The 25,050-nt window shown below is 44.6% G+C and carries 16 protein-coding genes, 2 rRNA genes, 2 pseudogenes and 1 CRISPR repeat array (1 of these 21 only partly in view); of the genes and pseudogenes, 1 reads left to right on the top strand and 19 read right to left on the bottom strand.

Annotated elements, in window-relative coordinates; translation table 11 throughout:
• Nucleotides 1–5,013: direct repeats of the CRISPR family, unit length 37 nt; unit sequence CTTTCAGTCCCCTTGTTATCGGGATTGGTACTGCAAC; it begins 1,932 nt to the left of the window's first position.
• Between the two features lie 176 nt (nucleotides 5,014–5,189).
• The 11 genes and pseudogenes from cas4a to L7E55_RS10145 all read right to left on the bottom strand — a co-directional run.
• Nucleotides 5,190–6,110: a type I-A CRISPR-associated protein Cas4/Csa1 gene (cas4a, locus tag L7E55_RS10100; RefSeq protein ID WP_277444065.1), complete on the bottom strand. Its 921-nt coding sequence runs from the start codon at nucleotides 6,108–6,110 to the stop codon at nucleotides 5,190–5,192.
• A gap of 9 nt (nucleotides 6,111–6,119) precedes the next feature.
• The gene (cas4, locus tag L7E55_RS10105; RefSeq protein ID WP_277444066.1) at nucleotides 6,120–6,692 is read right to left on the bottom strand and encodes a CRISPR-associated protein Cas4; all 573 of its coding nucleotides are present in this window, start codon (nucleotides 6,690–6,692) and stop codon (nucleotides 6,120–6,122) included.
• On the bottom strand, nucleotides 6,685–6,951 hold the full coding sequence (gene cas2, locus L7E55_RS10110) for a CRISPR-associated endonuclease Cas2 (RefSeq protein WP_277444067.1): 267 nt from the start codon (nucleotides 6,949–6,951) through the stop codon (nucleotides 6,685–6,687). The genes cas4 and cas2 overlap by 8 nt, the downstream gene beginning before the upstream one ends.
• Nucleotide 6,952: 1 nt before the next feature.
• Nucleotides 6,953–7,960 (bottom strand): CRISPR-associated endonuclease Cas1, encoded by a 1,008-nt coding sequence (cas1, locus tag L7E55_RS10115; RefSeq protein ID WP_277444068.1) that lies wholly within the window; start codon nucleotides 7,958–7,960, stop codon nucleotides 6,953–6,955.
• Between the two features lie 96 nt (nucleotides 7,961–8,056).
• The gene (locus L7E55_RS10120) at nucleotides 8,057–9,334 is read right to left on the bottom strand and encodes an RNA repair transcriptional activator RtcR family protein (RefSeq protein ID WP_277444069.1); all 1,278 of its coding nucleotides are present in this window, start codon (nucleotides 9,332–9,334) and stop codon (nucleotides 8,057–8,059) included.
• 80 nt (nucleotides 9,335–9,414) lie between these two features.
• Entirely contained in the window at nucleotides 9,415–10,365 is a 951-nt protein-coding gene (gene csm4 / locus L7E55_RS10125; protein WP_277444071.1) for a type III-A CRISPR-associated RAMP protein Csm4, read from the bottom strand.
• Nucleotides 10,366–10,367: 2 nt separating this feature from the next.
• Complete coding sequence (gene csm3 / locus L7E55_RS10130; protein WP_277444072.1) at nucleotides 10,368–11,042, bottom strand: type III-A CRISPR-associated RAMP protein Csm3; 675 nt, start codon at nucleotides 11,040–11,042, stop codon at nucleotides 10,368–10,370.
• Between the two features lie 4 nt (nucleotides 11,043–11,046).
• Nucleotides 11,047–11,604, bottom strand: a complete 558-nt coding sequence (csm2, locus tag L7E55_RS10135; protein ID WP_277444074.1) for a type III-A CRISPR-associated protein Csm2 — start codon at nucleotides 11,602–11,604, stop codon at nucleotides 11,047–11,049.
• 5 nt (nucleotides 11,605–11,609) lie between these two features.
• On the bottom strand, nucleotides 11,610–14,054 hold the full coding sequence (cas10, locus tag L7E55_RS10140; RefSeq protein WP_277444076.1) for a type III-A CRISPR-associated protein Cas10/Csm1: 2,445 nt from the start codon (nucleotides 14,052–14,054) through the stop codon (nucleotides 11,610–11,612).
• A 190-nt stretch (nucleotides 14,055–14,244) separates the two neighbouring features.
• Nucleotides 14,245–14,340, bottom strand: a pseudogene (locus L7E55_RS17735) (SEC-C metal-binding domain-containing protein); the annotation flags it as partial.
• 180 nt (nucleotides 14,341–14,520) lie between these two features.
• Nucleotides 14,521–16,164, bottom strand: a pseudogene (locus tag L7E55_RS10145) (HEAT repeat domain-containing protein); the annotation flags it as partial.
• Nucleotides 16,165–16,306: 142 nt separating this feature from the next.
• Between L7E55_RS10145 and mntA the strand changes: the two are divergent.
• Nucleotides 16,307–16,759 carry a type VII toxin-antitoxin system MntA family adenylyltransferase antitoxin gene (gene mntA, locus L7E55_RS10150; RefSeq protein ID WP_277444079.1) on the top strand — a complete coding sequence of 151 codons (453 nt, stop codon included), beginning with the start codon at nucleotides 16,307–16,309 and terminating at the stop codon, nucleotides 16,757–16,759.
• A gap of 123 nt (nucleotides 16,760–16,882) precedes the next feature.
• Here mntA and cas3 read toward each other — a convergent pair whose 3' ends face one another.
• The 8 genes from cas3 to L7E55_RS10190 form a co-directional block, all read right to left on the bottom strand.
• The gene (cas3, locus tag L7E55_RS10155; protein ID WP_277444082.1) at nucleotides 16,883–19,246 is read right to left on the bottom strand and encodes a CRISPR-associated helicase Cas3'; all 2,364 of its coding nucleotides are present in this window, start codon (nucleotides 19,244–19,246) and stop codon (nucleotides 16,883–16,885) included.
• On the bottom strand, nucleotides 19,212–19,967 hold the full coding sequence (gene cas5 / locus L7E55_RS10160; RefSeq protein ID WP_277444084.1) for a CRISPR-associated protein Cas5: 756 nt from the start codon (nucleotides 19,965–19,967) through the stop codon (nucleotides 19,212–19,214). The genes cas3 and cas5 overlap by 35 nt, the downstream gene beginning before the upstream one ends.
• Before the next feature lie 9 nt (nucleotides 19,968–19,976).
• The gene (gene cas7i, locus L7E55_RS10165; RefSeq protein ID WP_277444085.1) at nucleotides 19,977–21,047 is read right to left on the bottom strand and encodes a type I-B CRISPR-associated protein Cas7/Cst2/DevR; all 1,071 of its coding nucleotides are present in this window, start codon (nucleotides 21,045–21,047) and stop codon (nucleotides 19,977–19,979) included.
• The gene (gene cas8a1 / locus L7E55_RS10170) at nucleotides 21,047–22,555 is read right to left on the bottom strand and encodes a type I-B CRISPR-associated protein Cas8b1/Cst1 (protein WP_277444087.1); all 1,509 of its coding nucleotides are present in this window, start codon (nucleotides 22,553–22,555) and stop codon (nucleotides 21,047–21,049) included. The genes cas7i and cas8a1 overlap by 1 nt, the downstream gene beginning before the upstream one ends.
• A 255-nt stretch (nucleotides 22,556–22,810) precedes the next feature.
• Nucleotides 22,811–23,371 carry a DUF3800 domain-containing protein gene (locus tag L7E55_RS10175; protein WP_277444090.1) on the bottom strand — a complete coding sequence of 187 codons (561 nt, stop codon included), beginning with the start codon at nucleotides 23,369–23,371 and terminating at the stop codon, nucleotides 22,811–22,813.
• A 106-nt stretch (nucleotides 23,372–23,477) separates the two neighbouring features.
• Complete coding sequence (gene cas6, locus L7E55_RS10180; RefSeq protein WP_277444092.1) at nucleotides 23,478–24,455, bottom strand: CRISPR system precrRNA processing endoribonuclease RAMP protein Cas6; 978 nt, start codon at nucleotides 24,453–24,455, stop codon at nucleotides 23,478–23,480.
• Nucleotides 24,456–24,734: 279 nt separating this feature from the next.
• Nucleotides 24,735–24,849, bottom strand: a 5S ribosomal RNA gene (rrf, locus tag L7E55_RS10185).
• A gap of 76 nt (nucleotides 24,850–24,925) precedes the next feature.
• Nucleotides 24,926–25,050: ribosomal RNA gene (locus tag L7E55_RS10190) — 23S ribosomal RNA — on the bottom strand; the annotation flags it as partial.

The following is a 25,050-nucleotide window of genomic DNA, read 5'->3' on the forward strand; positions in this document are numbered from 1 at the left end:
CAGTCCCCTTGTTATCGGGATCGGTACTGCAACCATTTTGGCAGCATTAGACAGATCAAAGTTATTCGAGACTTTCAGTCCCCTTGTTATCGGGATCGGTACTGCAACTTATCCGCAGGCTCTTACCCTGCGTTAATGCGGCTCCACTTTCAGTCCCCTTGTTATCGGGATCGGTACTGCAACGCTGGTTGACGATGGTCTGCGGCTATTAGGCAAAGTAGACTTTCAGTCCCCTTGTTATCGGGATCGGTACTGCAACGGAAGTTAGAGCGCAACTAAAGAAAAACGGATTTCGGCTTTCAGTCCCCTTGTTATCGGGATTGGTACTGCAACCTCACCCGGCTTTCATTGTTAATGGGGTTGTTAAGTCTTTCAGTCCCCTTGTTATCGGGATTGGTACTGCAACTACAACGAAAAGGACGAATTCCTGCGCGCGGTACCGGCTTTCAGTCCCCTTGTTATCGGGATTGGTACTGCAACGATGAAGGGCATGGATAAGTGGGTTACTGGTGACGGTCTTTCAGTCCCCTTGTTATCGGGATTGGTACTGCAACGGAGAAATATGACCTGACATCCCTAAAAGACCAGCTGGCCTTTCAGTCCCCTTGTTATCGGGATTGGTACTGCAACCTTAACGGCAAAGTTACTATTAAAGGCTGGGTTGATACTTTCAGTCCCCTTGTTATCGGGATTGGTACTGCAACATGACATAGGGGAAGTCAGGCAGGTCCTGCTTTTGATTCTTTCAGTCCCCTTGTTATCGGGATTGGTACTGCAACAAAATAATGAGCAGTTTCAGGGAAAATACGTATATTATCTTTCAGTCCCCTTGTTATCGGGATTGGTACTGCAACTTCGTTTTTCTGCCAGAGCAATAGGGTCTCCTTCATCGCCTTTCAGTCCCCTTGTTATCGGGATTGGTACTGCAACGGAGTTTATCGTTTTGCCATTCTCGATAAAGTTTAAGCTTTCAGTCCCCTTGTTATCGGGATTGGTACTGCAACATATTAAGTAATAGAGACAAATTTCCCAAATGTAAAAACTTTCAGTCCCCTTGTTATCGGGATTGGTACTGCAACATGCCTAAAGAAAAATGGGATTTTGAATATATTAATTCTTTCAGTCCCCTTGTTATCGGGATTGGTACTGCAACTTGGATAATATGATAGATGATTATTTCAAGTTAAATATCTTTCAGTCCCCTTGTTATCGGGATTGGTACTGCAACTTTAATAGTCATATCTTCAACAGTTTTTTGTTCACCTGCTTTCAGTCCCCTTGTTATCGGGATTGGTACTGCAACAAAAACAAACTCAAAAAACAGGTCAATCCGTCAATGACTTTCAGTCCCCTTGTTATCGGGATTGGTACTGCAACAATCTTATCTTCTGATGGTATGAGAATTAAATTATTTCTTTCAGTCCCCTTGTTATCGGGATTGGTACTGCAACCCATATTGAGGTTGATCGTCAACGTGTAAAACCGGATGCTTTCAGTCCCCTTGTTATCGGGATTGGTACTGCAACGGCTAAAGTCCTAAACGTAAATCCAGAGTGGCTCTACTTTCAGTCCCCTTGTTATCGGGATTGGTACTGCAACTTTTCATGGGTATTATTTGCCGTACGTAAGAATATGGCCTTTCAGTCCCCTTGTTATCGGGATTGGTACTGCAACCGAGGAAACCGTGACGGCGCCGTTGCAGGGTATATGGCTTTCAGTCCCCTTGTTATCGGGATTGGTACTGCAACACCTGAGTTTGCACGCGGAACGTTGCTTGGTATGGGCAACTTTCAGTCCCCTTGTTATCGGGATTGGTACTGCAACAATTACGGCTTACAGGTTGGTAGACGAGAGTATTATTTCTTTCAGTCCCCTTGTTATCGGGATTGGTACTGCAACACCCGCAACAATGCGACAAAACGAGGATGTTTTTGACTTTCAGTCCCCTTGTTATCGGGATTGGTACTGCAACCAGTTCTTGTTTGGCGCAATGATAAGGACATATTTCTCTTTCAGTCCCCTTGTTATCGGGATTGGTACTGCAACAAAATCAAACATGTGAGACCCCGTCATTTTTTTACCCTCTTTCAGTCCCCTTGTTATCGGGATTGGTACTGCAACACAAATACCTTCAAGTGAAGTACACACTTACTAAAGACTTTCAGTCCCCTTGTTATCGGGATTGGTACTGCAACCTTTCGCAATTCGGCAAAAGAAAGCGAAGCCGCAATGGCTTTCAGTCCCCTTGTTATCGGGATTGGTACTGCAACGGGACCAAGATCCTACCGCAAGGATTTTAGCGAAACTCTTTCAGTCCCCTTGTTATCGGGATTGGTACTGCAACTAGGAATTTAGTGCAGGGCCAAGAACTTGATGACGGTCTTTCAGTCCCCTTGTTATCGGGATTGGTACTGCAACCTTCCTTCCCCAAATTCTGGTTACGTTTCTTTCTATGTCTTTCAGTCCCCTTGTTATCGGGATTGGTACTGCAACTGTATTCCTTATCAATTTATTGACGATTGTTTAAATCTTTCAGTCCCCTTGTTATCGGGATTGGTACTGCAACGTCTACCCTACATATTCAGCTAGAGTGCCTTGTTCATCTTTCAGTCCCCTTGTTATCGGGATTGGTACTGCAACATGATTGCCTAGAAGATTATTATATGTGTGACAATTGCTTTCAGTCCCCTTGTTATCGGGATTGGTACTGCAACATAGCATAATTTGTAAAACGATAATAACTATCATTTGCTTTCAGTCCCCTTGTTATCGGGATTGGTACTGCAACTGCTACAGCAGAACAACAAAAACAATATACTAAACACTTTCAGTCCCCTTGTTATCGGGATTGGTACTGCAACGTTAGCAAATGTTAGTATTAGTAATTATATCTTATATCCTTTCAGTCCCCTTGTTATCGGGATTGGTACTGCAACCGGTATTGCTGAACGTGTCGTCGCTGTCACTATTAATCTTTCAGTCCCCTTGTTATCGGGATTGGTACTGCAACCTGTTACAATTTCTGGTGCTGATAATACTGCTTCTTCCTTTCAGTCCCCTTGTTATCGGGATTGGTACTGCAACTGTTCCGCCCCCTGCCGTCTGGCCTGCTCAATTGCTGCTTTCAGTCCCCTTGTTATCGGGATTGGTACTGCAACGCTAAACCTTGTTATCGAAAATACCACCGACACGGTAGCTTTCAGTCCCCTTGTTATCGGGATTGGTACTGCAACTTCCGCTGACCAGTTAGCCATCACTCAACCATCCTTTACCTTTCAGTCCCCTTGTTATCGGGATTGGTACTGCAACCCGCTTCATCTATTGTCTGTCCGCCTTTCCAGTAGCTTTCAGTCCCCTTGTTATCGGGATTGGTACTGCAACGGCAAATGGACCAGTGGCCGGGATAGAGTGTCCTTCTTCTTTCAGTCCCCTTGTTATCGGGATTGGTACTGCAACAACGGGGGAGAAAAGATTGAGTAATGAATGCTGTTATCCTTTCAGTCCCCTTGTTATCGGGATTGGTACTGCAACAAGGCCATCATTGTTAGTTTCAATCTCCAGCATGTTTCTTTCAGTCCCCTTGTTATCGGGATTGGTACTGCAACAAGGCTCCGCCTTCCATACCCTCTAATGGGTTAATGCCTTTCAGTCCCCTTGTTATCGGGATTGGTACTGCAACTCCTTCCGCGAACACCGTAACATGTTTGATATTGAGCTTTCAGTCCCCTTGTTATCGGGATTGGTACTGCAACGGCACAGAAAACTTACCTGCGGTCAATCGGTGAAGACGCTTTCAGTCCCCTTGTTATCGGGATTGGTACTGCAACACCTTATCTTCAAATAACGAGTGAGTTTCCTTCATCTTTCAGTCCCCTTGTTATCGGGATTGGTACTGCAACCCATGCTTATTTACGTGGACGTGGGTGAGAAGTTCCACTTTCAGTCCCCTTGTTATCGGGATTGGTACTGCAACAACATCACCCTAAGAACACCACCCAATTCTCCGATCCTTTCAGTCCCCTTGTTATCGGGATTGGTACTGCAACTTGGTCGTGGAATATTTATTTAGATATACAAGATATTTCTTTCAGTCCCCTTGTTATCGGGATTGGTACTGCAACCGAGCTATAGTCAATCAGATTGGAGAATGGATCATGCACTTTCAGTCCCCTTGTTATCGGGATTGGTACTGCAACGCTGCTTATCATGATGACATGGTAACAGCTTTATATTCTTTCAGTCCCCTTGTTATCGGGATTGGTACTGCAACACTAACTATGGGGCAAACTTTGGAGATGCTTCTGGCTTTCAGTCCCCTTGTTATCGGGATTGGTACTGCAACCGAGCTATAGTCAATCAGATTGGAGAATGGATCATGCACTTTCAGTCCCCTTGTTATCGGGATTGGTACTGCAACAATGCCAAGGAACAGCGGATACCCTCCTTGTTACAAAGCTTTCAGTCCCCTTGTTATCGGGATTGGTACTGCAACTCGCGTCTCCTCTATAAAAACCAATCTTATAAGAAAGGCTTTCAGTCCCCTTGTTATCGGGATTGGTACTGCAACGGCGAGCCATTTCATAAAATACAAACAGTTATTCGCACTTTCAGTCCCCTTGTTATCGGGATTGGTACTGCAACCTGTTTTTTCACTTAATGGTTTCCTTGCTAATACAATCTTTCAGTCCCCTTGTTATCGGGATTGGTACTGCAACGATAATCGCCTATTTGGTGCGATGATTCCCATAAAACCTTTCAGTCCCCTTGTTATCGGGATTGGTACTGCAACGTCGCCGGGTGGATAGCTGCGAGGTATGTTTCTTTGGCTTTCAGTCCCCTTGTTATCGGGATTGGTACTGCAACGTGATAATGGGGCTGGGCAACCGGCTCGGAGTGTTCCCTTTCAGTCCCCTTGTTATCGGGATTGGTACTGCAACAGTGCCAAATTGGTCCTGGGGAGAGACGGTTATCCCGGCCTTTCAGTCCCCTTGTTATCGGGATTGGTACTGCAACCGACCGTGGGTAGTCGGGTTAAACCCTTGATATCACTGGCTTTATTAGATACCAGATAAGGCCTGAAACATCTAAAATTTCGAAAAACCTTTTTCTGCGTAAAAAACTCCTTCTTTTGCGAAAATCAAATTTATACTTCTTTTCTAGTCTGGTTTCAAAAGTCCTTTTTTTATTATTTACCCCCGGCACTGTAAAATATATGGGCAATAATCGTAACATTGCCCAAGACCGGGGTCAATTTCCTCATATATCATCCTCATTTTTTCATCCCGCTCTTCAATGAACCATTGACGAAGCTCATCGTCAATAATGTGAATGTCTTTTTTTACTACCAGACGGTCACCCTTGAATTCGGCATAGACAAGGCAGCCTATATTTATCGGAAATTCATAAATGGCTTCCATCACCAAAGCATATCCGGTGGTAGTCAAACGGTGAAACTTTTTTTGTTCGCCAAATTTCAAATCCAGCACCATCGGTTCGGAAAATGTATAGGCGTCGGCGCTAAGGTTCGCGCTCAATCCAAAGAAAGTGCCGTCTAACTTTTGTTCTACAACTACCGGTATCGCCAGGGCGGCGAGCGAATCCTCGGCTATATACGGCTGCTTAACCAGTATTTCCTGGATGCGCGCAGCAACCCTGGCGTTTTCAAATGCGGCAACGGTTGCAGCCTTTTTTTTCAATTCAATAAATTCGTCTTCTTTAAGCTGGCTTTGATATTCGGTTAAAAAACTTAAATCCAGAGGGGTGTTTAACTGTTCGAGTATTTCCTGAAAATTGCCGACACCTTTTTCATAAATCAGCCTTTTAGCCCGTACCAGCACACGGACTAGTATGTCATGAAAAACCTTTCCCCTAATCATAGCGGAATTGGGCTTTGATTTAATCCTGTCGATCTTTCTCAGGTAAAGATCCCGGTTTGTTTTGCAATAGGAGTTAGCCACTTCGTAAAGGGCCATTCTTATATCATAGACCGGCGCCAATGGCGGCTGGTGCCAGTTCCAGCCCCGCAGTTCCTCCGCTATTTCCATTTGCCTGGAACGCGGCAGAAAACCTTTAAGAAGCTGCTTTCTTTCTTCGTCGGTTAAAAAATACATAAACCTGATTCACCTCACATCAGCACAAAAATTGCGATACTCACAGTCAACACATTTACCTTTTTCACCGGCTTTATTTGGCATCAATTCTTTTGACACCAAAAGACGTATCTTTTCCAGCGTTTCTTTTACATAAACCCTGGCGTTGGGTGTGACCTCGACTGGAATAGCTTTTTCACTATCAACGTATATGAATCCGTAACGCACCGGTTTGTTATATGTATCCTCCAGCAGCATGGCATACGCTATCAATTGATATTTATGATTCAGAGAAGGCCCTTGCGAACTATGCTTAAACTCGACGGGGAAAATTTCGCCCCCCGCCACAATATGCATATCCAATTTACCCTCCAGTCCAAGGCGCGGGGAATAAAGACTGGCGTGAAATTTCCGCTCTCCTTCCTTAAAATTGTAACGTTTAAAGGTCCTGCGTTTTTCCAGCCTGTCCAACTCCAGGTGTGCTTCCTGGCCATATTGCATCTTCCGGGTAACTTTCTTTTGGACCGGGCAAACATAGGTGAAGTAAACGATCCGCGGGCAATACATATACTGCTTTATATCTGTTACTCTTAGTTTAAACATCCGGGATACCTCCCGGCTCTATATTGATTATTTCGAGCAATCTCAAATCCTTGTCACAAACCGGACAGATTAATATTTTGCCATTCTTTCTGCCCAAGGTCTTTCTTAGTCTTTGTTTCAGTTCATCCCTGCGGTTATGGTTCAGTTCCCCGAAGAATGCTGAATACTGAATGTGAGTTAAGCCGTAATCCTTACAGGCATCAAATATCTTAGTGCGGGTTTTGTCCTCTTCAATGTCGTAAATCACAAGGGTTTTCACTCTACCACCCGCCGACAAATGGCCGGTATTTGGCCTCCCCTCGTAAAAACGTGGCTACACGGCGGGCTTGGCTTTGGATGATAGTGCGGAGTTTATATTTTTTGCCTTGAAACTTTTCCTGGCTTTCCAGTCTCTCGTTAATTTTTTCCGACAAGTATTGCTTGGTGGCAGTTGAAAGCATCCCTTCTTCCATATCCACGGCAATGCCCTTATTAACCATGGCCACTACCACCCGGTCAACTACCTGTTGTCGGAATTCCTCGACAAAGTCGTAGACTAAGCTCAGCTTTCCCGGTCGATCCACATGCAAGAATCCGCCAAAGGGATCCAATCCGGCCAGAATCAAAGCGCCTTCCACTTGTCTAGACAGCATCCCGTATCCGTAGTTCAACAAGGAGTTAACCGGGTCGGTGCTGTCCCGGTGTTCACGCCCCGGGAAATTAACCTTCTCGCCGGTTAATAATTTGACTCCCTGCCAGTAAAGGTTCCCGGCCCGTCCCTCCACAGACATCAACTGCCCCCGGACATCGTCGATACATCTGCCTTTAATCCCGTTAAGCTGGTCCGCCATTTGTTCAATCTGGTCTATCGCCCTGTACACTGTCTCAAAGAGTTCCCTGTCGACACCTTTACGATACTTGGAAAAGTACTTCAGGACATTGATCTGGTTCTTCAGTTTCCCTGTGATGAAAAGTTTGGATAAGGACACACCGCGTTCGTCAAAAAAAGCCAAAAGTTGTTCACGACGGGTGATCACGGTACCTGTTAGATACGGTGAAACCAGCTTGGCGAAAGGTTTTCCGGTGGAAGTGAGGAAACTGATCTGAACCCCATGTTCCACGCACTCCCTGATCATGTCCGTTGATAAGCTGGCGCCGGGAGTGTCAATGATCACCTGCTCAAGGTCATGGAAAGGTATTTCGTTGACAACCTTGCCGTTTTCTTTTAAAATCAATCGCTCACTTTTTTTGCCCAGGAAGGAGCCGTAGTTGGTGACGAGAAGTTCCATGTGGACCTAATACCTTTCATAAAATACTCAATTTGTATTATGTCCGTTAGGAGGAATTTTTAGCCAGGTTTTATATAAGATTGGTTAAGTCAGATATTATAGTTCACTAAATATTAATTCTTCCACTGCTTTCATTGAACCCTGTGAAAAGCAAAAATCACCAATATCCCTATCATTAAAAACGGCTTTAAATAACTTTTCAATTAATTCTATCGCCTTTCTTGCATCCTCTTCATCTACAGAATTCATGCCGTGGTTATTTATGGTTGCATTTCTCTGATTACCCAACTGGTTTAATTGCTGTTCCAGGCCTCCAGAAGCTATTGGTTTGCCTTTCTTATTTCTATATAGCATACTGATATCATAAACATTCAGATGTCCACTCTTATTTAAACTGCTCCTCACCCAGTCGGGCTGTTGCTCAATCCTAGCTCCGGGATTGTTAATACCCAGATCCCTCATAGCCACATAATAATAAATACCCTCATATAATCTTTTAAATCGGCTTAAACAGTCAATGTACTGTTTACATTTCTTTCTGCGCAACGCATTATGGTAAAGATCAACTAAATTCAAGAAATCTTCCCGCTGCCCATGCCCTATAATTTGTTGCAATACCCCGATTTGTTCTGACACAATTGCCGATAATTTATCAAATCTGAACCTGCTCAAATCCGGCTGTACTTTTTTCAATTGTATCAGCGCCATATTATGCTGGTACAAATCCCAGTAAAAATACCCTTTGATTAAATCATAAAATATTTCTGCTTTTTGTGCCCTGTCAGGATAAATGGTAAATAGACCTAAATTAAACAATTCATCTGACGATACTTCGTAATTAATATTTCTAAAAAAACGCCTGGCCCTGACGATCTGGTTTTCCTCTTCCAGAAAATGAGTCTCTACAAGCCTCGTATGCTTTTCTCCTTCCCTTAAAAAAGCGGGGTTTATTGTCTGGTAAACCTCTGCTTTAATTCTATTGCTGTTCACCAGCACTAAAAAAGCTGATTGGATTTGTGGTGTGCCTGAAGAAATTGCAAGAAAATACTTCACGTCACTTTGCGCATAATTTTGCTTGATAGATTCTACCTCGTCTTTCAAGCTTTTTATTATATCAGCATAATCCGTGGGGTCCGGTAGATTCAGCGGCCTTACGTATACCTTGACGGCAGGAAACTTTTGAGCAAGTTCCGAAACAGTATTCCAGCAATTTTCTTCTGTGGAGTTCAACCTCTCGTCAGGCTGTTTCCGGGTAGGAAAAAGGAATAATATATCTGGCGTCAACTCCCTTACCGCGCCCAGAACAGGTCCTTCGGATCCATCTCTGCCGCAAGGGTCATGCAATCCCACGCTGCTGAGCATAATTTTTAACATATACTTCACCTCAACTTAAATTCACCCAGCCCAGTGTGTTAATGGCATTATCCCTTTCTATAAACCTGGCGGGAAACTTTTTAATTATCACCATTCATCCTGACCGGAACGCTAAAGGCCAGGGCATATTGAAGAACTTCCGGATAAGTGGGGGCTATGTTTTCAACCATTTGCCCGTAGAACGGCTTTACCCCACCCTTTGTAAAAAACACGCTTCCAGCCCGAATCATTAATAAAGGATGTTTAAAGGGATAACTTGAGAGAGCGTATTCTTCACCTAACTTACCGTATTTAACGAAGGTTTTATAATATCCTTCAGTAGGATCACCTTGCCTGGGGACGAAATTCGAAAGGCTAAGATACGCATTGGGCTCTTTAATGCTTTCGAATAATTCACATTTCTCCATTTCGATTACACTGAAGGATCCTTTTCCGGTGGATTTTCTTTTACCAATGCCTGTTTGGCCAAGCAAGCGAAACTGATCCAACAGCCAATCACGCAAACCCGGCTCCCTTAGTTTAATATAAATAGACAGATAGTCCTGCTCCTGGTTGTTTTCGTCCTTTTGATTAATATAGCTCTCCATCTGCTCAAAAAGCTGGCCGCCATCGGCAGTTGAACCTGATATGCGGTTGATTTGGTTATGCAGGGTGGACACCTGGCTGATTGGTTTTTCCCTATTTTCAATTACCGGCATGGAGCCACTGATTAGGGAAATAAATTCTTTCGGGGTCAGGTATTCAATCTTTTTCAGGCGCTTTCCTTCTCGTGCCTGCAGTAATTGCTCGTCACGGGTGGCAGGCAGAGGTCTTTTAATCTTCATTAATGGTTTTGGCAACAGATCTCCGGGAAAAGCGTTGGAAAGCACAAACCACGGCCTGTCCGACCGGAAATCTCCCAGCATTGAATTAATGGAATCATTTCCTTCAGCATATCTGATCGTCCAGCAAAGACCGCCGAATATTGTGTCGGCCTGCAAAGGAGAAATAAAACCGCTCTTCATCCGTAGTTTTAGTCGATAGGTTTCCACTGTCATTTCCCCTCTTCAAGCACGAATGGAACACCGTCAATGGTAGTATTAATAAAGCGCACCTTGCCGTATCCCCTGGAACCGGAACCCCCAAGGTATTCCTTTTGCACCAGGGACAATCCTTCCCTGATCAAGTTCAGGGCAGCATTTTCATTATCATTTTCAAATATCCTTAATACTATTTCAAAGTCAAATTTTGATCCAGCAGGAACTCTTTCATTAGGGCGAGGATGTTCAGCTTTTCCCGTTTTCCTGTCCACCAGATTCTCGTGTTTTACCTCGGTATAATAAATACCTTTTTCCTGGTTGGCAGCTTTAAGTTCTTTGACAGATTCTGACGTTAGAAAAGCATCCCTGACAATAATTCTGGTGGGACCAAGAACGCTTTCCCTGGCCTTGTGTGTCCCATGTGTCCCAAAAATTTTACAAATATTACATTGCCCGCAGTCACAGGGCTTGCCTGTTTGCTGGGTTATGGCAGAATGCTTTAGCTCAAGCAATGATCTCATTCTACCCTTTAGAGAAGACCCAGGTATATACGGCAGATCAGTCACCGGATTCCTAATAATAGGATTGTCGTTCCCGCCGATCTCTATATCATCATTTGAACCGCCAATCCGAAGGCCCGTCTCACAGAAGATCACGCCTTTAATAATCGCATGTCTTTCTAATTTCATCTTCCTACCTCCTGTACCCACTTTCTTTAAAATAAGCAATTACGCTCTGGAAGTGCTCAACAAAACCATGCAAATGATCGGGATCTTTTTCTGCCAAATTTACGTTCACATTGATAAAAGTACGAAATTCCACTGGTATATTGTTATTCTTAGAAACAGCATCAGCCGCGTTGGGATAAAAACTATATAAAACAGATTTAATCTCCTCAAAATTTCTCGTATCCTTAAATCTTGAATAGATCCCCCGCAGCTTATTATAGAAACGCCGCAGTGAAGCCCTGGTCATGCCTTTCGTCGATAATACAGCTGCAACCAGTTCCGCTTCGGAAGTATATATCTCTTTCCGGAGATATCCCTTTTCATTAAAATAACCATCTTTGAGGTAATCAGAATTCAATCCAGAAGAGGGGTTCCCCGAACGTCCCGTATATGAAGACGTACTTCCGTAGTGTCTTCTATCCCCTCTTTCCGGCTGCCTGCCACCCTTCTGGGCGCTGTTGCACTGCCTGCAATATTGATAGTCACCAAAAGTTTGTTTGCCACATATACGGCATTTGCCCATCAGCTTCACTCCTTCGTTAAAAGTGCGTATTTAACAAGAAAATCCAGGTAAACCGTATGGTCGTGGTCCAAGTTTTTGATATTTTCAGCCCACAACCGCACGGCCTGCGCATCCGTGTCCCGTGTCCCAGGCGGCGCAAGATTTCTGGCAATTTCGTAAGTTAGTAAAGGCAAGTATTTCAGACCGCGCACCTCTTCATGCTCATAGTAACACCGGTGCATTTTAGATAAATTCAGCAGCTTTCTGAGAAAGCCAACAGTCAATTTTTCACTATCCAGCCAGCTAGATAGCTGGTTGGCTGTTTCCAACAGGGGAGCAACCTTTGACCATTTCATCGTTCTACCAAGAAAAGTCAACTGATCCCTGCCCTCGGTTTCTCTTTTGATAATCCTTTCCTTCGACTCTTCCAGGGCGGCATCAGCAGACATCACGCTTCTTGAAACAGGAACGCCAGGTTTTAACAAACCAATTCCCGCTGATATAGTGATATTTTTATTCTGGCCCGTGAACTTTTTGAAGTCATCTTGCACGGTAACAGCAAGATCAACTATTTCGTTCCACGGGCCGACAATTAAGAGGTCATCTCCCCCGGAAAAAACAGTATAACAAAATTTAAACCGGATATTTAACAACTGGTCAACCCGTCCTGAAAAGAAAAGATCCAGCATACGGCTCATGGTGGCAATTCTCGAAATGCTGTTTCTGTCATCCTGGTTGTCCCGCAAACCGTAAACAAACAAGCTGCCCAAATGATCAACGTCAGCCTTAAGATAACCCAACATTTTGCGGCCACGGGATCTGTTGGCCATACAGTCAAAATAAACCGGTTCTCCGAAAGCTGGTTTTTTCTCATCTTTGCAGCCGGGACAACCGGTACAGTGCTCCTCTCCAGCCAGAGGTATGTAGTTCGCCATAAATTTGGGCAGTGCGGGATGGTCAGGTATTTCTTCAATGTTTGTTTCATTAAGCTTGCAAATAAGGTAACCGGGAAAGTCAGCCTCAGGCGCGTCAGCTAAAACCGCAAGGCTGTAATCGCCGTGCAGGTGGAAAGTTGACACCCGGTATTTGGCGGGGACATCCGTCATGGTATAGGCGATATAGGAGGCACCAGGCAACATTGTCCCAAGAAGCAGATCCCGGCGGCAATTTTCGCACAGCTTATCTCCATGTTCATCAATATAAGTAGCGATTTGTTTGTTACAACTCTGACATAATCCTTCTTCTCCATTGTAAGCATGCATTTTAAAATTATCCGTCATCCATACCCCGCTCTTAACCAGATATCCTTTCAGTGGGGCGCTCTTTCTTTTGCTCAGTCTTTCAGAAATTTCACCAAGCACTTGGCCGAAATTATTGAAAGCCTGCCCGTTAAATGCCAATTGGGCCAGGTTTACTGCCAATTCACCGCCAAATTGACTGACCGACCACCGGTCCAACTCCTGTTGAAACGCTTCAATCCTTTCGAATGAACCGGGCAGATTGGGGAGAAGAACGTAAAACTTCCCGCCGGAGGACATGACGATATTGACTACCGGGAGATCAAATTCATGAATGAGATTATGGCTGACAGCTTCGCTTAAAGCGTTAAGGTAAAATGAACGGGCTCTCAGTCTCTTGGCTACTCCGCCAACTCCGATATTGGCGATATCGAAAATGTAGTTCTGGATTCCGGAAAGATCGCCCACAACCAGGCGAAACTTATCAGGCCTATTGTCGGCGACGTCTCTTTCATTCAGTGTATTTTCCCTTTGATGATATAGGTAAAGGCAGGCCGCGATGGCACTGGTGGTACGAAGGTGATCAAACAATGAAATATCCGGCGCCATCTCTTGAGTATTACTGGGAACACACCAAGTATAGCGCTGGAGCAAGGACAGCAAGTGGGTATAAAGGCAGTCAAAATCTGAAAGGTTAACCTTGGATATTATTTTGTCAAAATCACGGCCGAAATCCTTCAAGTAATTGTTTGTCTGTTCCGGAGCCAATTGCCGGAAAGATTCCGGGAATGAGTTTGCCGGGTTTAACGGGCGAAGTCTGTAGTGATTTACATCCGGGGTAGGATTAGTTAATTTAAGCCGGGAAAAAATAGAAGCCAAAGGTCCAGTTTTATAATCCCGGTATTCGCCTGATTCCTCCCCCTGTTCTGCCGAAGAGTAATTATCAGCGGCACTTACCAGATAAGCCAACGGCCGTATCGACGAGTCGGCTTGCTGTACACGCGGTTCGGGGGGGAAACGGGTTGTTTCGTGATGACGCTGGACAAGTTCCACCAGTAGACTTATATCTGTTACTTTATCAAAAGCGCCTGATTTGGCTTTAATAAAGCTGGCAGACACTGCCGGATGCTTTCCGGCAACTTTGAGCGATCCTTTAAACTCACCTCTTTGAATGAACTTGCCTATATCGTGAAGTAGACCGGCCAGGATGACAGTCTGATATTCCCTACTCATGTTATATCCCCTCGCAAAGTGTTAAAAAGATATTCAATAGTATTATGCCAAAATCCTCCTAAATATCGAAATAAACACAATATTACCACAAACAAAGACAACCAGATTAATATCTCATCTAAGGCTAATAGGAGCCAAATATTCGGCTCATACAGTCAAAAAACCCTTGTTATCGGGTTTTCAACTTCAATTAATTAATGTCTTTTCCGCAGCACTTTTTATACTTTTTCCCGCTGCCGCATGGGCAAAGTTCGTTTCGTCCGATTTTCGGCGGCTTTACTATTGGAACAAACTTATTATCATTGTTAAAATCATCATCCCAGAACCAATCTTCATCCTCCGGATCGTCAATATATTCACCGGGAAAATCTAAATCATCTTCCTCAAGTTCAGCCCGCAATTTATCCAAATCCGCCAAGTTGACCCCATTGGCATCGCAAAGTCCCACCAGAGCTACCTTAGCAGCATATACCACATCATCGGATTCATCATCCAGCATCCGCCGCACTTGAAAAATAGCCTCCGGATCGCCGTATTCCAAGAGCTGCTCCAATGTCGTACGGCGCACATCTTCGTCAGGGTGCGCCAGACGGCTCAAAAGGAAATCAAAAACTTTCTGGTGGCGGATTTTTGCCAAAGCTCCACAGGCAAAAACCCCCGGCCAAATATCATTTGAACCTTCCTCATCTTCATCAGCAGGCTCGTCCCAATCATCATTATTTTCCTCTTCAATATCTTCTTCATTAATATCTTCTTCGTCCTTATCCCAGGATTTAACATAATTAATGATCTGCCCGACGGCTGTTTCGCCGCAACGGGCGAGGGCTTCCTGCACTGAGCACACTGAACCTTCTTCCTCATCCTCTTCCGACATGTTTGAAAAGGATTCCAACAGCCCTTCAACCGCATCCGGCGTCCCAATGTGACCAAGCGCTTCGGCTATGCACCAACCTTCATACATACCATCATCCACTACACTGGCAGAATGAAGATATTCAGCCAGCGTCCGCACGGCCTGATTACCGTAACCCGCCACCTCCTTAATCAACCTGCGCGGCGATACAGTATATCTCCTGGTCAGTTCATTCACCAGATCGACAACCGGATCCAGTTTTCCCTCGGACTTTAACATAACTTTATCCAGTTCGCGCAATATTGGATAAACGGAACACGCCACCAGCCAGATGTCCTTTTTATTCGTGCGGAAATGACTATTACGCGCCGGAATATCCGCCTTCTCGAAATAGTCAATAATAGCGATGCATGAGCCGAGCCGTGTATCCTTTATTTTATCTAAGAACTCCTCTTCACTTAAATTCAATGCGCTTTCATTCCAGACTCCCGCGTTAATAAAAACAGACTTCGTTGTCCTGATGATTGGCTCTTTGATTAGTTTGCTTAAACGTCGACAATCCTTTTTCTTCAAAGCCTTTAAAACAGCCGATTTCTTCTTGCCATCTCCGGCTATCAGACCTGTATCAACGGAATTAATGAACGTATTTACATCAAAACTTATATTCATAGCCAGCCGCGGCTCACCCAGCAACGCGGCCAGGCATGCCAGAAAATCATCCTTGACTATTTCGTCATCAGACTGATGATACAATTGAACGATTTCCGGTGCCGCGCGGTAATATTGCAGCTCAGCCAATGACTCGGCACAGGCGATCGCTTCATCAATATAATCCGTTTCACCCATAATGCGCATCAATTCTTCTTCCACGCCACCACCGGGGTAAGCGCCCAGGGCGCGCAGGATAGCTTCGCGGTTCGGCTGTCCGGGGTCGCGCGCCGCACTTAGAAGGGGTTCGCGGGCAGATTCAGATCCTAGTTCTCCCAGAACCGTAGCGGCCTCTTGAGCAGTAAATTCATCCCCTTCAAGCAGAATTGTCAACAAGTCACCAATACATCCATCATCGCCAAGCCAGCCCAGGGAGTTAATAGCGCCAAGCCGTACCATGTGATCCGGATCTTCACGGATGCTCGCCCGCAAAGGCGCTGCTGCCCCCGGACCGAAATATTGGAGTTGAAAAGCCGCATGCCTCCTCACCCGCACATCCGGACGGGCAAGATCTTTTATGTAATCATCTATTCCTTTCAGAGCAATCACATCCCGATTGTATTAAGATTTCTCAAAGCAAATAATTATTCAAATTCTAATTTCATCAAAAATAGCGGTACGACGGACATTCTGTTTTTGTGATATAATTACCCTGCATGATCCTTTATCAACATGCCAGGTGGTGAATCCGTTGATATTTAAAATGTCCTCCAACATTGAAATTGAGAAGTTGTTACCACGGTTTAAAGCGCTTTCTAATTGTTTTCCACAGGTTATCGCCGCCTACCTTTTTGGTTCCCATGTTTCCGGACGCCCGACCCCCCTAAGTGATATCGATGTTGGAGTGTTATTAAATGAAGATTTACCGGACATGAAATCATTCCGGATTGAAATGAGCCTATTGGGAGAACTACAAAAGATTTTTAATACTGACAACATCGACTTAGTAATCTTAAATAAAGCTCCCCTCCCCATACAGTACAGCGCCACAAGCGGTATACTGCTGTTCTCCAACAACCACGAAAAAAGAACAGATTTCGAAGAGTATGTACGAAAATATTATATCGACTGTCTGCCCATTTACCGTGAATATCGTGAGGAGTTTTTTAAAAGACTCCGAGAGGTAAAAATGCAAAATGGTTAACTTTCAAAAGATTGAGAAACAACTGCAAATGCTAAATAAATTTTTGGATATTCTAAGCCGATTAAGTAATTGTGAACATCGGAACCATATTATATCCACTCATAATTTTGAAGCTCCAAAAGATTAATTAGATATCTTATTCATTAATCCAACCTCACTATTATATGGCACATCGACAATATTAGGCCGGCCACGCCCATTATTCCAGGCAAACCCCTTGCTTCTGAGCATGCAGTAATGTCGCCATGATAATGGTACTAACAATTGGCTGGCTTCAAGCGGTTCATTTGCTGACATTAAAGTCTGGTACTCGCTTTCAAGACAAGCAGGTAAAACTTCCATACCGTCAAAAGCACGGTAAAACAATTCTTCCAGGCTTTCATCTGCATCGAAGGCGCGCAGGGTTTTCAAACAACTGGCTTCGAATTCGGTATATGATTCTTGAAATTCGTTATTCCAGCTTTCTGCGACCTTGCCATGATAAACTTCATCTAACCAACATGAAATTTCCTCTTCATTAATTAAATTTCCGGCATTCTTTTTGAGAACTTCCAAAGATCTTAGTACCAACTCTTCTTGGTAAACATGCCGGCCATCACTTGGTTCGGTGAAAACATTAACTGGCGCCCATTCTTTCAAACGGCGCCGGTTGATACGTCCAAAACGTTGAATCAATGCCTCTAATGGGGCAGGGTCTGAATAGATTACGTCCAAATCAATATCAAGGCTTACTTCCACAACCTGGGTGGACACCAATATAATTGGTCTGCGGGCTTTGGATTGTGAACCACTTGTATCCTGTATGATTATTTCTTTGCTTAAACGGTCCCGGCCGTTAAAACGTCCGTGAAGCAACAGCACTTCAACACGGTTGGCCAATTCTTTGGACAATTCATTATAGGCCTGCTGCGCTCTCATTATAGTATTGCAGCAAACCAAAACACTCAGGTTGTTCTTTGCCTCATTGGCGATTCGTTTAAGCCAGCTTCCCTCCAGCAAATCTCCTTCCCGAACCAGCAAGCGGTGTCGTTGAAACTTTCTAAACACCTCTGGAGTAGCCTGGATAATTTTGTTCGTTCCCAAGGCATCAGCGAGCTTGGATTGCAATAAACCAGGTAATGTCGCCGACATAACCAAAAAGCGTGCTCCAAAGTTTTTTCTTAAATATTTAATTGTTGCTAAAATTGCTGCCAGGCGCTTAACATCGTAAGCGTGGATTTCATCAAAAATAAAAACTCCGCCAAGGAAATCAGTTAGAAGGGACTCATACCCTTTAAGACGGTAAAGCCCTTTGAGCATTTGATATGGACTTAATACCCGCACGGGATAGTAATGCAAGCGAGCTAATTGCCTGGCCCACCGTGCTAGCTTCATTGCCTGCTTCCGACCGTAATCTTCTTCCAAATAACGTCTGTACAGCGCTAACACGCTGCGGCTATGTTCCAACCCTACCCGGCCGGGAAAGCCCTTTTGAATTAGCCTGCCGTACATTGCGTTCATACTTGCCTGATAGGGCAAAGTATAGAGCAACCGGGAAATAGGTTTTTCACTATCATCCTGATTATGCGCCCATAAAAGGGCCGCCTCGGTTTTTCCACTCCCGGTGGGCGCAATCAATATCGCTGATTCTCTCGTATTTAAACAAGCAGTTTGATGAGAATATAATGTTTCTTTTAATAATCCCCATTGAGTCAACAATTCGTCAGTGTTGTACAATTGACATTTAGATAAAGAACCGGCATGAGCTGAAGCAGTGTGATCGCAAGAAATGATATGACCGCGTAACGCCAATGTACCGACAGTCAGAACATCCTTTCTCAAACGGCTTGTTTGACGCAACCAGCGCCGAAGATTCATTAAAAGCTCGCGTATGTTCATTGAACCCTTACTTATAAACAGATTCAAGGCATTGTCCCGTGAAACCAAATCCACCATCTTTACTCCGGATGAGGCAAGGCCTAACTCTTCAATCCATGTCGGTATACATTCAGCCAGCCACTGCCAAAGCCCTTTGAGAACACTCTCTTCAATCCCGGCTGTTAAATCTCCCACCGTATTTTCAGAACAATCTTTGCTCCCCAGGTAAAAAAAGGTAATTTCGTCAGGGTCCTTGTGGTGATAAACAATCGCTGCCGCCGTCCAAAGATTTTCATCCTTACTAAAACCTTTGTTAATCCAATCCAGGAATGCTAATGAAAGGACTTCGTGCCGGTGCGGCCATCGCGGCCCCTCACGCAACCCATTCTGAAATCCTTTTGCCGCTTTTCCGAAATCATGAAGCAAACAAGACCAGAATAGGGTTTGCCACAAACCAGGGAAACCGACCATTTCCGGAAGGTAAGGGCGAAGCTCAATCATCTCGGATAACTTTTGTAATACAAACCATGTGTGCCGGGCTAAACTTTCCCCGTCTTCCCCGTTCTTGTCCTTTTCCGGGCTTTTTGCCCATATATCATCCAACCAGTCCGGCCATAACAGGCTGGTCATCGTAATCCCCCACAAATGTATGAAATAACAATCCGAGTTGCGCGCCTTTCTCCTCCGGCGACTCCGGGTCAACCCAATATTTCTCCCCTATTAGCTCCTGATACTTTATTAATTCTTCCGTATATACCCGGCGGTGCAATACTACGTAACGTGCAAAAAAAGGAATACGCCCATTAGCATAATCCAAAAAACGCGGCATCAATACCACGTAACCTCGCCCGGTCTGCAACGCCATCCGATACGGCGCAAGGGTATGCTCAAAATAAGCTCCGGCAGAAGAAACTAGCTTTACACTGCTGACACTAGTGTAGGTAAACAGGTCTTGAGATCTGCCCAAGACAACAGAATAACAAGGCGAGAGAAAAGCGCTTTTCCATTCCGGCCTATTGATATATAACGTTAACTTTGGCTTAAACAAGATAGTTCGTTTAAAAGGATTAACCGACCCTTCAGTTACCTTGGGGAATTTTGTACCCGGCAGCTTACCACTGGAAGGAGTCAGGACATGAATATGTTCCACATCATCAAATTTCGCCTGGTAGGTAAAGTGATAGGCGAATTCTATCCCTTCAGGCGGCACCCATTTACCCAGGGCACTGCATATATGTCCGTAAATAGTAGCAGGGGGAGGCATTTCAAAAGTTGGGTGAACACCCTGCATAAAGTGGGGGTACCGGAAGGAAGTGGTTAACCCCTCCGCCACGATTTTAAGTACCTCCATCTTCTCCTCCTATTCTAACCAAGCCGCGTTTTCCGGTGATTCTAACGCTTTTATCAATTCCCTGAAAGATTCACGCGGATGGCTGAGCCGTACCCTACTGCCTGTTGGTGTATTAATAAAACTTTCTAACTTTTCTCTTTCTTCATCCAGGTAACCACGTACCCAACCGACATAAACATCAGAAAGAATTTCCTCCTTAAAGACAGTCAAAACCTCTTCTAAAGCTTCGATTTTCAGTTCCGGAAGGCCACGCTTGTTTCCCCCTATTACGTAACCAAAAACATGATTTCCGCCCCGGGTCACTGCAAGAATTACCACCGGAGGTGTGATATCGGTATAGTGCAGGGTCTGCTTGGCTCCTCCATCCAGGGTAGCCATTCCTTCAAAAAGAGTGGTAACCCGCTTAATACGCTCATCTAAGGGTAAGCGATACGCCTTTTCCTGTTTCATATGCAACAAGCCAAGCTCAGCCGCTTCTTTTTTTCGCACTTCGTCGAGGTTGCGAAAACCTGTTTTTTGTTTATACCAGAACGTGCCGGCGGACTTTAAGTCCAGAGAAAACAAACCTTTTAAAGTGGTGCGGTAAAACTGGTGCTCATGAGGTACAGGGTCGCCTTCGTGTCGTGACATCACCCCGAAGTCACTGGTCGGAGTGACCGGGGCAATGGAAACCAAAGTGCCGGCTCTAAAAGGTGCTGCCCTGGTCACTGTGTCTGTGGTTTCTGTCTCACCGGCCCGCAACTGGTCGGATTCACGCTTGGCCCGTGCAGACTCACGTTTAGAATGGGCACGCATATACCCAAAAAGGTCATCATCCCAATACTTTACCGGATTGGCGTCAGTATAGGCGATTTTTTCCTCACGGTAAACAGGCGCGGATACCCACGAGCCAGTCTGCTCCAAAGTCGTACGTAACCAGTACTTGAAAGCCTGGGCCGAAACATATGGATAATAGCCCTCTTTGGTCCAGATTAATTTTACACCGGTGCTATTGTCATAACGTTCACCTGGAATATTTCCCTGATTATTCAACGCTGACGCCGGCGCGTCAACAAGTAACAGGCCAGTGACAAAAGCCATTATAAATCCCCCTTTTCTGGTTCATCGTCATCTTTTAGTTCATGCAAGGTATCCTTATTTTTACCCAGCCAGCCCAGGTTGTATAGTTGTTCAATCATTCTGATTAAAACAAGATCAGTGGCCAGGCGCCGGTCCGGTCGCTCCACCTCAAAACCTTCCTCAAACACTTCGATAAACGGTTCTAAAGTGATCAGGGGCGGGTTGCCTCTTTTTACATGGGCCAGGTTGGCTCTAATCAGTGTATTACGCAGGTGAAGGTAATTTTTTGCGTTGTAAAACGCGGTAAAAAACTTACGGTCGTCTTCTCCGTAGATATACGCAGCCAGCCGGTCACCTAAATCCCGAATTTGCCTGATGCGTTCTTGATCCACTTTCATCACCTCTCTTAAAAAAAGGTCTGTAATTTTCCAGGAAATCAAACTGGCCTCGTCTCTTATTGAATAGAAGCCGCGCGGGTCGTCCTCCGTTTTCACATGCGCCGGAACACGCAAGAAGTAACGACGGATGAACTTACCGGCATTGTCCGGCAACTGGAATAAATCTTCAAACAAAAAGTTTCTTTTCGGGCGGGTATCTTCCGCTTCACCATCCGCGGCACGTTTTTTCTTTTTGCCAGGCAACGCTAAACGCCATGCCCGTTCGGCAATAGCGTTCCATTCAGCCCGGTAATTAGGACTGGCCAGTTGAACAAGAAAACCCGTAAGCTCAATCGGCAGATGATATATTTCCAGGGGTGGATTCCGGTCGTCTAAAGGGTTGGACTGCCCGCTATTGGTCAGGTGGTAGGCTGTTACGGATGAGGGGCGGTGGTCTAGAGCCTCCTCCCGCCGCCTCAGTTCAATATTCAATAGCGTTTGGATCAGCAGGGTTTTAGCTGACATTTTCGCCTCCGGCATTTTACTGCTGCCTGCCTGTTGTGCCAACAGCATAGCCTGCCGGTTGTACCCAAAAAATTCAGCTGCGAAATCATAAGTTATATCTGTGTTGTCGGAGTGAACCGCTAAAAGCCTGCCGCCGCATTTGGCACACCCTAAAGGGAAAGCCTGCAGGCACAGGGCTGCCTCACCTGAAACCGGCAGACCAGTGTGTCCCGCAGGATGAAAGTTGATTACTCCCTCTCCGGTAAGCAAAGGAATGTGCTGCCGGTATGCCCGCCCGGGCGGCAGCTTGTCCGAGAAGGCAACTGCCGTGGCAGCTTTACCTGTGAACACACATCTTTCTTCCGGCAACTCTTTGCCGTAGCCTCTTAAAATTCTTCTGGCATAGTCGCTGCGTTTTTCCGGCTGTTTAGTAAAAGCCGGTTGATTGAACCAGGCATTGGTAGTAAAAGCTACCCCAAGAAAAGATTTCAACGGCTCCCGGGCATATTCGCGTTCAATAAAAGACGCCATTGAATCCAGATCGGCTTCCGTTACAGAACTCGGATCATATTTTCCTGCAAAAACGGTCACCATAGCCAGCCCGACGTCAAAAAAGGGATGCCCAGTGTAACTAAGTATCTTTCTCACCTCTTTTCGAAGAGTGGTTAAAAAAATCTTTTGTCCCCTTGTCATCGGGAAAGAATTACATACAAAATAATCCTTACTTTTCAGTCCCCTTGTTATCGGGATTAAGAGTTAGTTGTAACTCAAATAGAAATCAGGTATAATATATTACATACAGGTTTATAATTTTAAATACTAGCATGGCCGGCCTGCAGTATGTGGGCAGAGGTGCGGGGCAAGTCCTGTATAAGGCACCCGTGACACAAAGGCTATGCTAAATTATTTAACAATTATTTTCACTCCCTGTTTAAGATGTTTTATTAGATAAAAAAAACTTGGAGCTGTCATATTATTAAAATCCCTAGATGCAGCTCCACAGATAGCATCTGCGATTTGAATACCCTTTTCTTTTTCTGAAAGTCCCCATCTAACATTACACGGACATAACATCTCTTCTCTGATTTTTTCTATGTGCTTATCCATATACCGCTTGCTTCGCTCGACTTTATCTAGAACGATTAAGCTAACATCAGTTAAATCTACGTCCATGAGAAGTTTTACAATAGCTTCACTATAGTCTTTCTTATGACCTCTATAATTAACAAAATGCACCACCCAAAATTGAAAACCCTTTACCGAAATTTCATGCAACATTTTTTGTCTTTGTTGATCAGGGGTTTTGCAATCTTTGTATTCATTCGCTACAAATTTTTTTGAAATGGATGCAGCATAATGTCGCCATTTATTTACAGATGACCTGGCACTTTTTTCACTAAAAATTTTAACTGCCACAAAGGTCCAATTTTTCTGAAAGCCGCTCTCTTCAACGTAAATTATCATTTTTCACCTTGCGAGAGAATAGTATTTTATCCTGTAAGTATTATTCATTGTATGTAATTTTAACATTTTTGATTTCAATTTATTATCGCAGGTTGATTTAAGAATGTCAACAGATTTTTCCTGAAAAGATGATAAATTTTCCCATCCCAAACACCGCTCCTTTGCCCACATGGACCAACTCACCCAGCCGCAGTAGTGGCATAAACTCGCCTAAATCCCCCTCATATTCCACCCGGCCAACCACGCCGCCCAGGTTCATCTTGTTTTCCTGGCGCGAAGAGTAGCGTTCCCAGTCCACCCATCTGGTGTCATTCTTAATTAACCGGACTTCGGCGGCGCGCTCGATCAACCCGGCAAAATCAAGATCGAGCTCCCAGTCGTGGTGAAAATAGGCTAGGGATGAGAGCCTGCGCAGGAGGTTGCGAATGAGTATGTGGAATTCAACTCGTTGAACGAATTTTTCTTCAAACTTAATCCTGGTCATGGTTTGGAATTCTAAACATACTTGCTGTATACCCAGGATACCATTTGAGCCATCCATGATTTTACCGATATCGCTTTGTAATGTCAGATTTACATTCCTTACAAGCTGGTCTCCCACATGGTAAACTATTTCACTCTCATGATTTATAGGGTTGACCGCCCTTATCTCGGCCAGGCGGTATTTTTTGCGCATTCGGCCAATTCCCATCTCACCCAGTTCACGAAAGGCAACAATAAAATAAGGCAGATAATTGATCGCATTGCCAATCAGGATTAAATTAAAGCGCAATTTCTCGCCTGGTCTGTAATCAGTTTTAGATTCCAGTGGTGGCTCTATGATAAAAGGGCGTGGTACATTCTCGTAGTTTCGTAGCGCCTCTGAGCCTGGAGGCGGCGCTGTTTCGAAGATATAGGCATAAGGACAGTTTAGCTTCAGAAGGCAAGAACGGCATTCCTTTTCCCGCATCGAACATGAAATGCGTTTGAAGGCATTGCCGAATCCTCCTCTCAGGGTCGACCCCTTGTACGCCGGCAAAGAAAGTCCGTGGTCTCCCGCTTCGACGCTTACTTCGTACTTAGCAATAGTGAAGTTTTTTTGCATTTTACTCGTCCCCTCTTTATCGGGCTGCTCGCAAGAATATCTTTCTATAAAAATCCAATACATATATAATTTTACCATAATACTGCAAATTCCTACCTTAATTTAACATAACCGTCACATTTATAACATATTTTTTTTCACTTTCCTTTTCGAGACTTATCATGACATAAAACAAAACCCCATGGCTTACCATGAGGTTTTAACTTATCATCGGACGTTGGATTTCTGTATTCAGGAAAAAACAAAGCCTCATGGTTTTACCATGAGGCTTTAAATATTCTCTGGCAGCGACCTACTCTCCCAGGGGCGGACCCCAAGTACCATCGGCTCAGGAGGGCTTAACTGCCGTGTTCGGTATGGGAACGGGTGTACCCCCTCCGACATTGCCACCAGAAACTTTATTCACTTTTAAATGTTACTTTTGGCGTTCCATCAAAACTGAACAGTGTAGTTGAACATGTTGTTTTTTTTAGGTCAAGCCCTCGACCTATTAGTACCGGTCAGCTAAACTCATTACTAAGCTTACACACCCGGCCTATCTACCTGGTTGTCTGCCAGGGGTCTTACTAGCTTTAAGCTATGGGAAACCTCATCT

This window comes from Pelotomaculum isophthalicicum JI (assembly GCF_029478095.1).
In the GTDB taxonomy this organism is placed as follows: Bacteria; Bacillota; Desulfotomaculia; order Desulfotomaculales; family Pelotomaculaceae; genus Pelotomaculum_D; species Pelotomaculum_D isophthalicicum.

Bases quoted from the DNA above. Each gene is read 5' to 3' on its own strand.
- cas1 (WP_277444068.1), bottom strand. From the start codon at position 7,960: ATGGAACTTCTCGTCACCAACTACGGCTCCTTCCTGGGCAAAAAAAGT.
- csm2 (WP_277444074.1), bottom strand. From the start codon at position 11,604: ATGGGCAAATGCCGTATATGTGGCAAACAAACTTTTGGTGACTATCAA.
- cas7i (WP_277444085.1), bottom strand. From the start codon at position 21,047: ATGGCTTTTGTCACTGGCCTGTTACTTGTTGACGCGCCGGCGTCAGCG.
- csm3 (WP_277444072.1), bottom strand. From the start codon at position 11,042: ATGAAATTAGAAAGACATGCGATTATTAAAGGCGTGATCTTCTGTGAG.
- cas10 (WP_277444076.1), bottom strand. From the start codon at position 14,054: ATGAGTAGGGAATATCAGACTGTCATCCTGGCCGGTCTACTTCACGAT.
- L7E55_RS10120 (WP_277444069.1), bottom strand. From the start codon at position 9,334: ATGTTAAAAATTATGCTCAGCAGCGTGGGATTGCATGACCCTTGCGGC.
- cas5 (WP_277444084.1), bottom strand. From the start codon at position 19,967: ATGGAGGTACTTAAAATCGTGGCGGAGGGGTTAACCACTTCCTTCCGG.
- cas4 (WP_277444066.1), bottom strand. From the start codon at position 6,692: ATGTTTAAACTAAGAGTAACAGATATAAAGCAGTATATGTATTGCCCG.
- cas6 (WP_277444092.1), bottom strand. From the start codon at position 24,455: ATGCAAAAAAACTTCACTATTGCTAAGTACGAAGTAAGCGTCGAAGCG.
- L7E55_RS10175 (WP_277444090.1), bottom strand. From the start codon at position 23,371: ATGATAATTTACGTTGAAGAGAGCGGCTTTCAGAAAAATTGGACCTTT.
- cas4a (WP_277444065.1), bottom strand. From the start codon at position 6,110: ATGTATTTTTTAACCGACGAAGAAAGAAAGCAGCTTCTTAAAGGTTTT.
- cas3 (WP_277444082.1), bottom strand. From the start codon at position 19,246: ATGACCAGCCTGTTATGGCCGGACTGGTTGGATGATATATGGGCAAAA.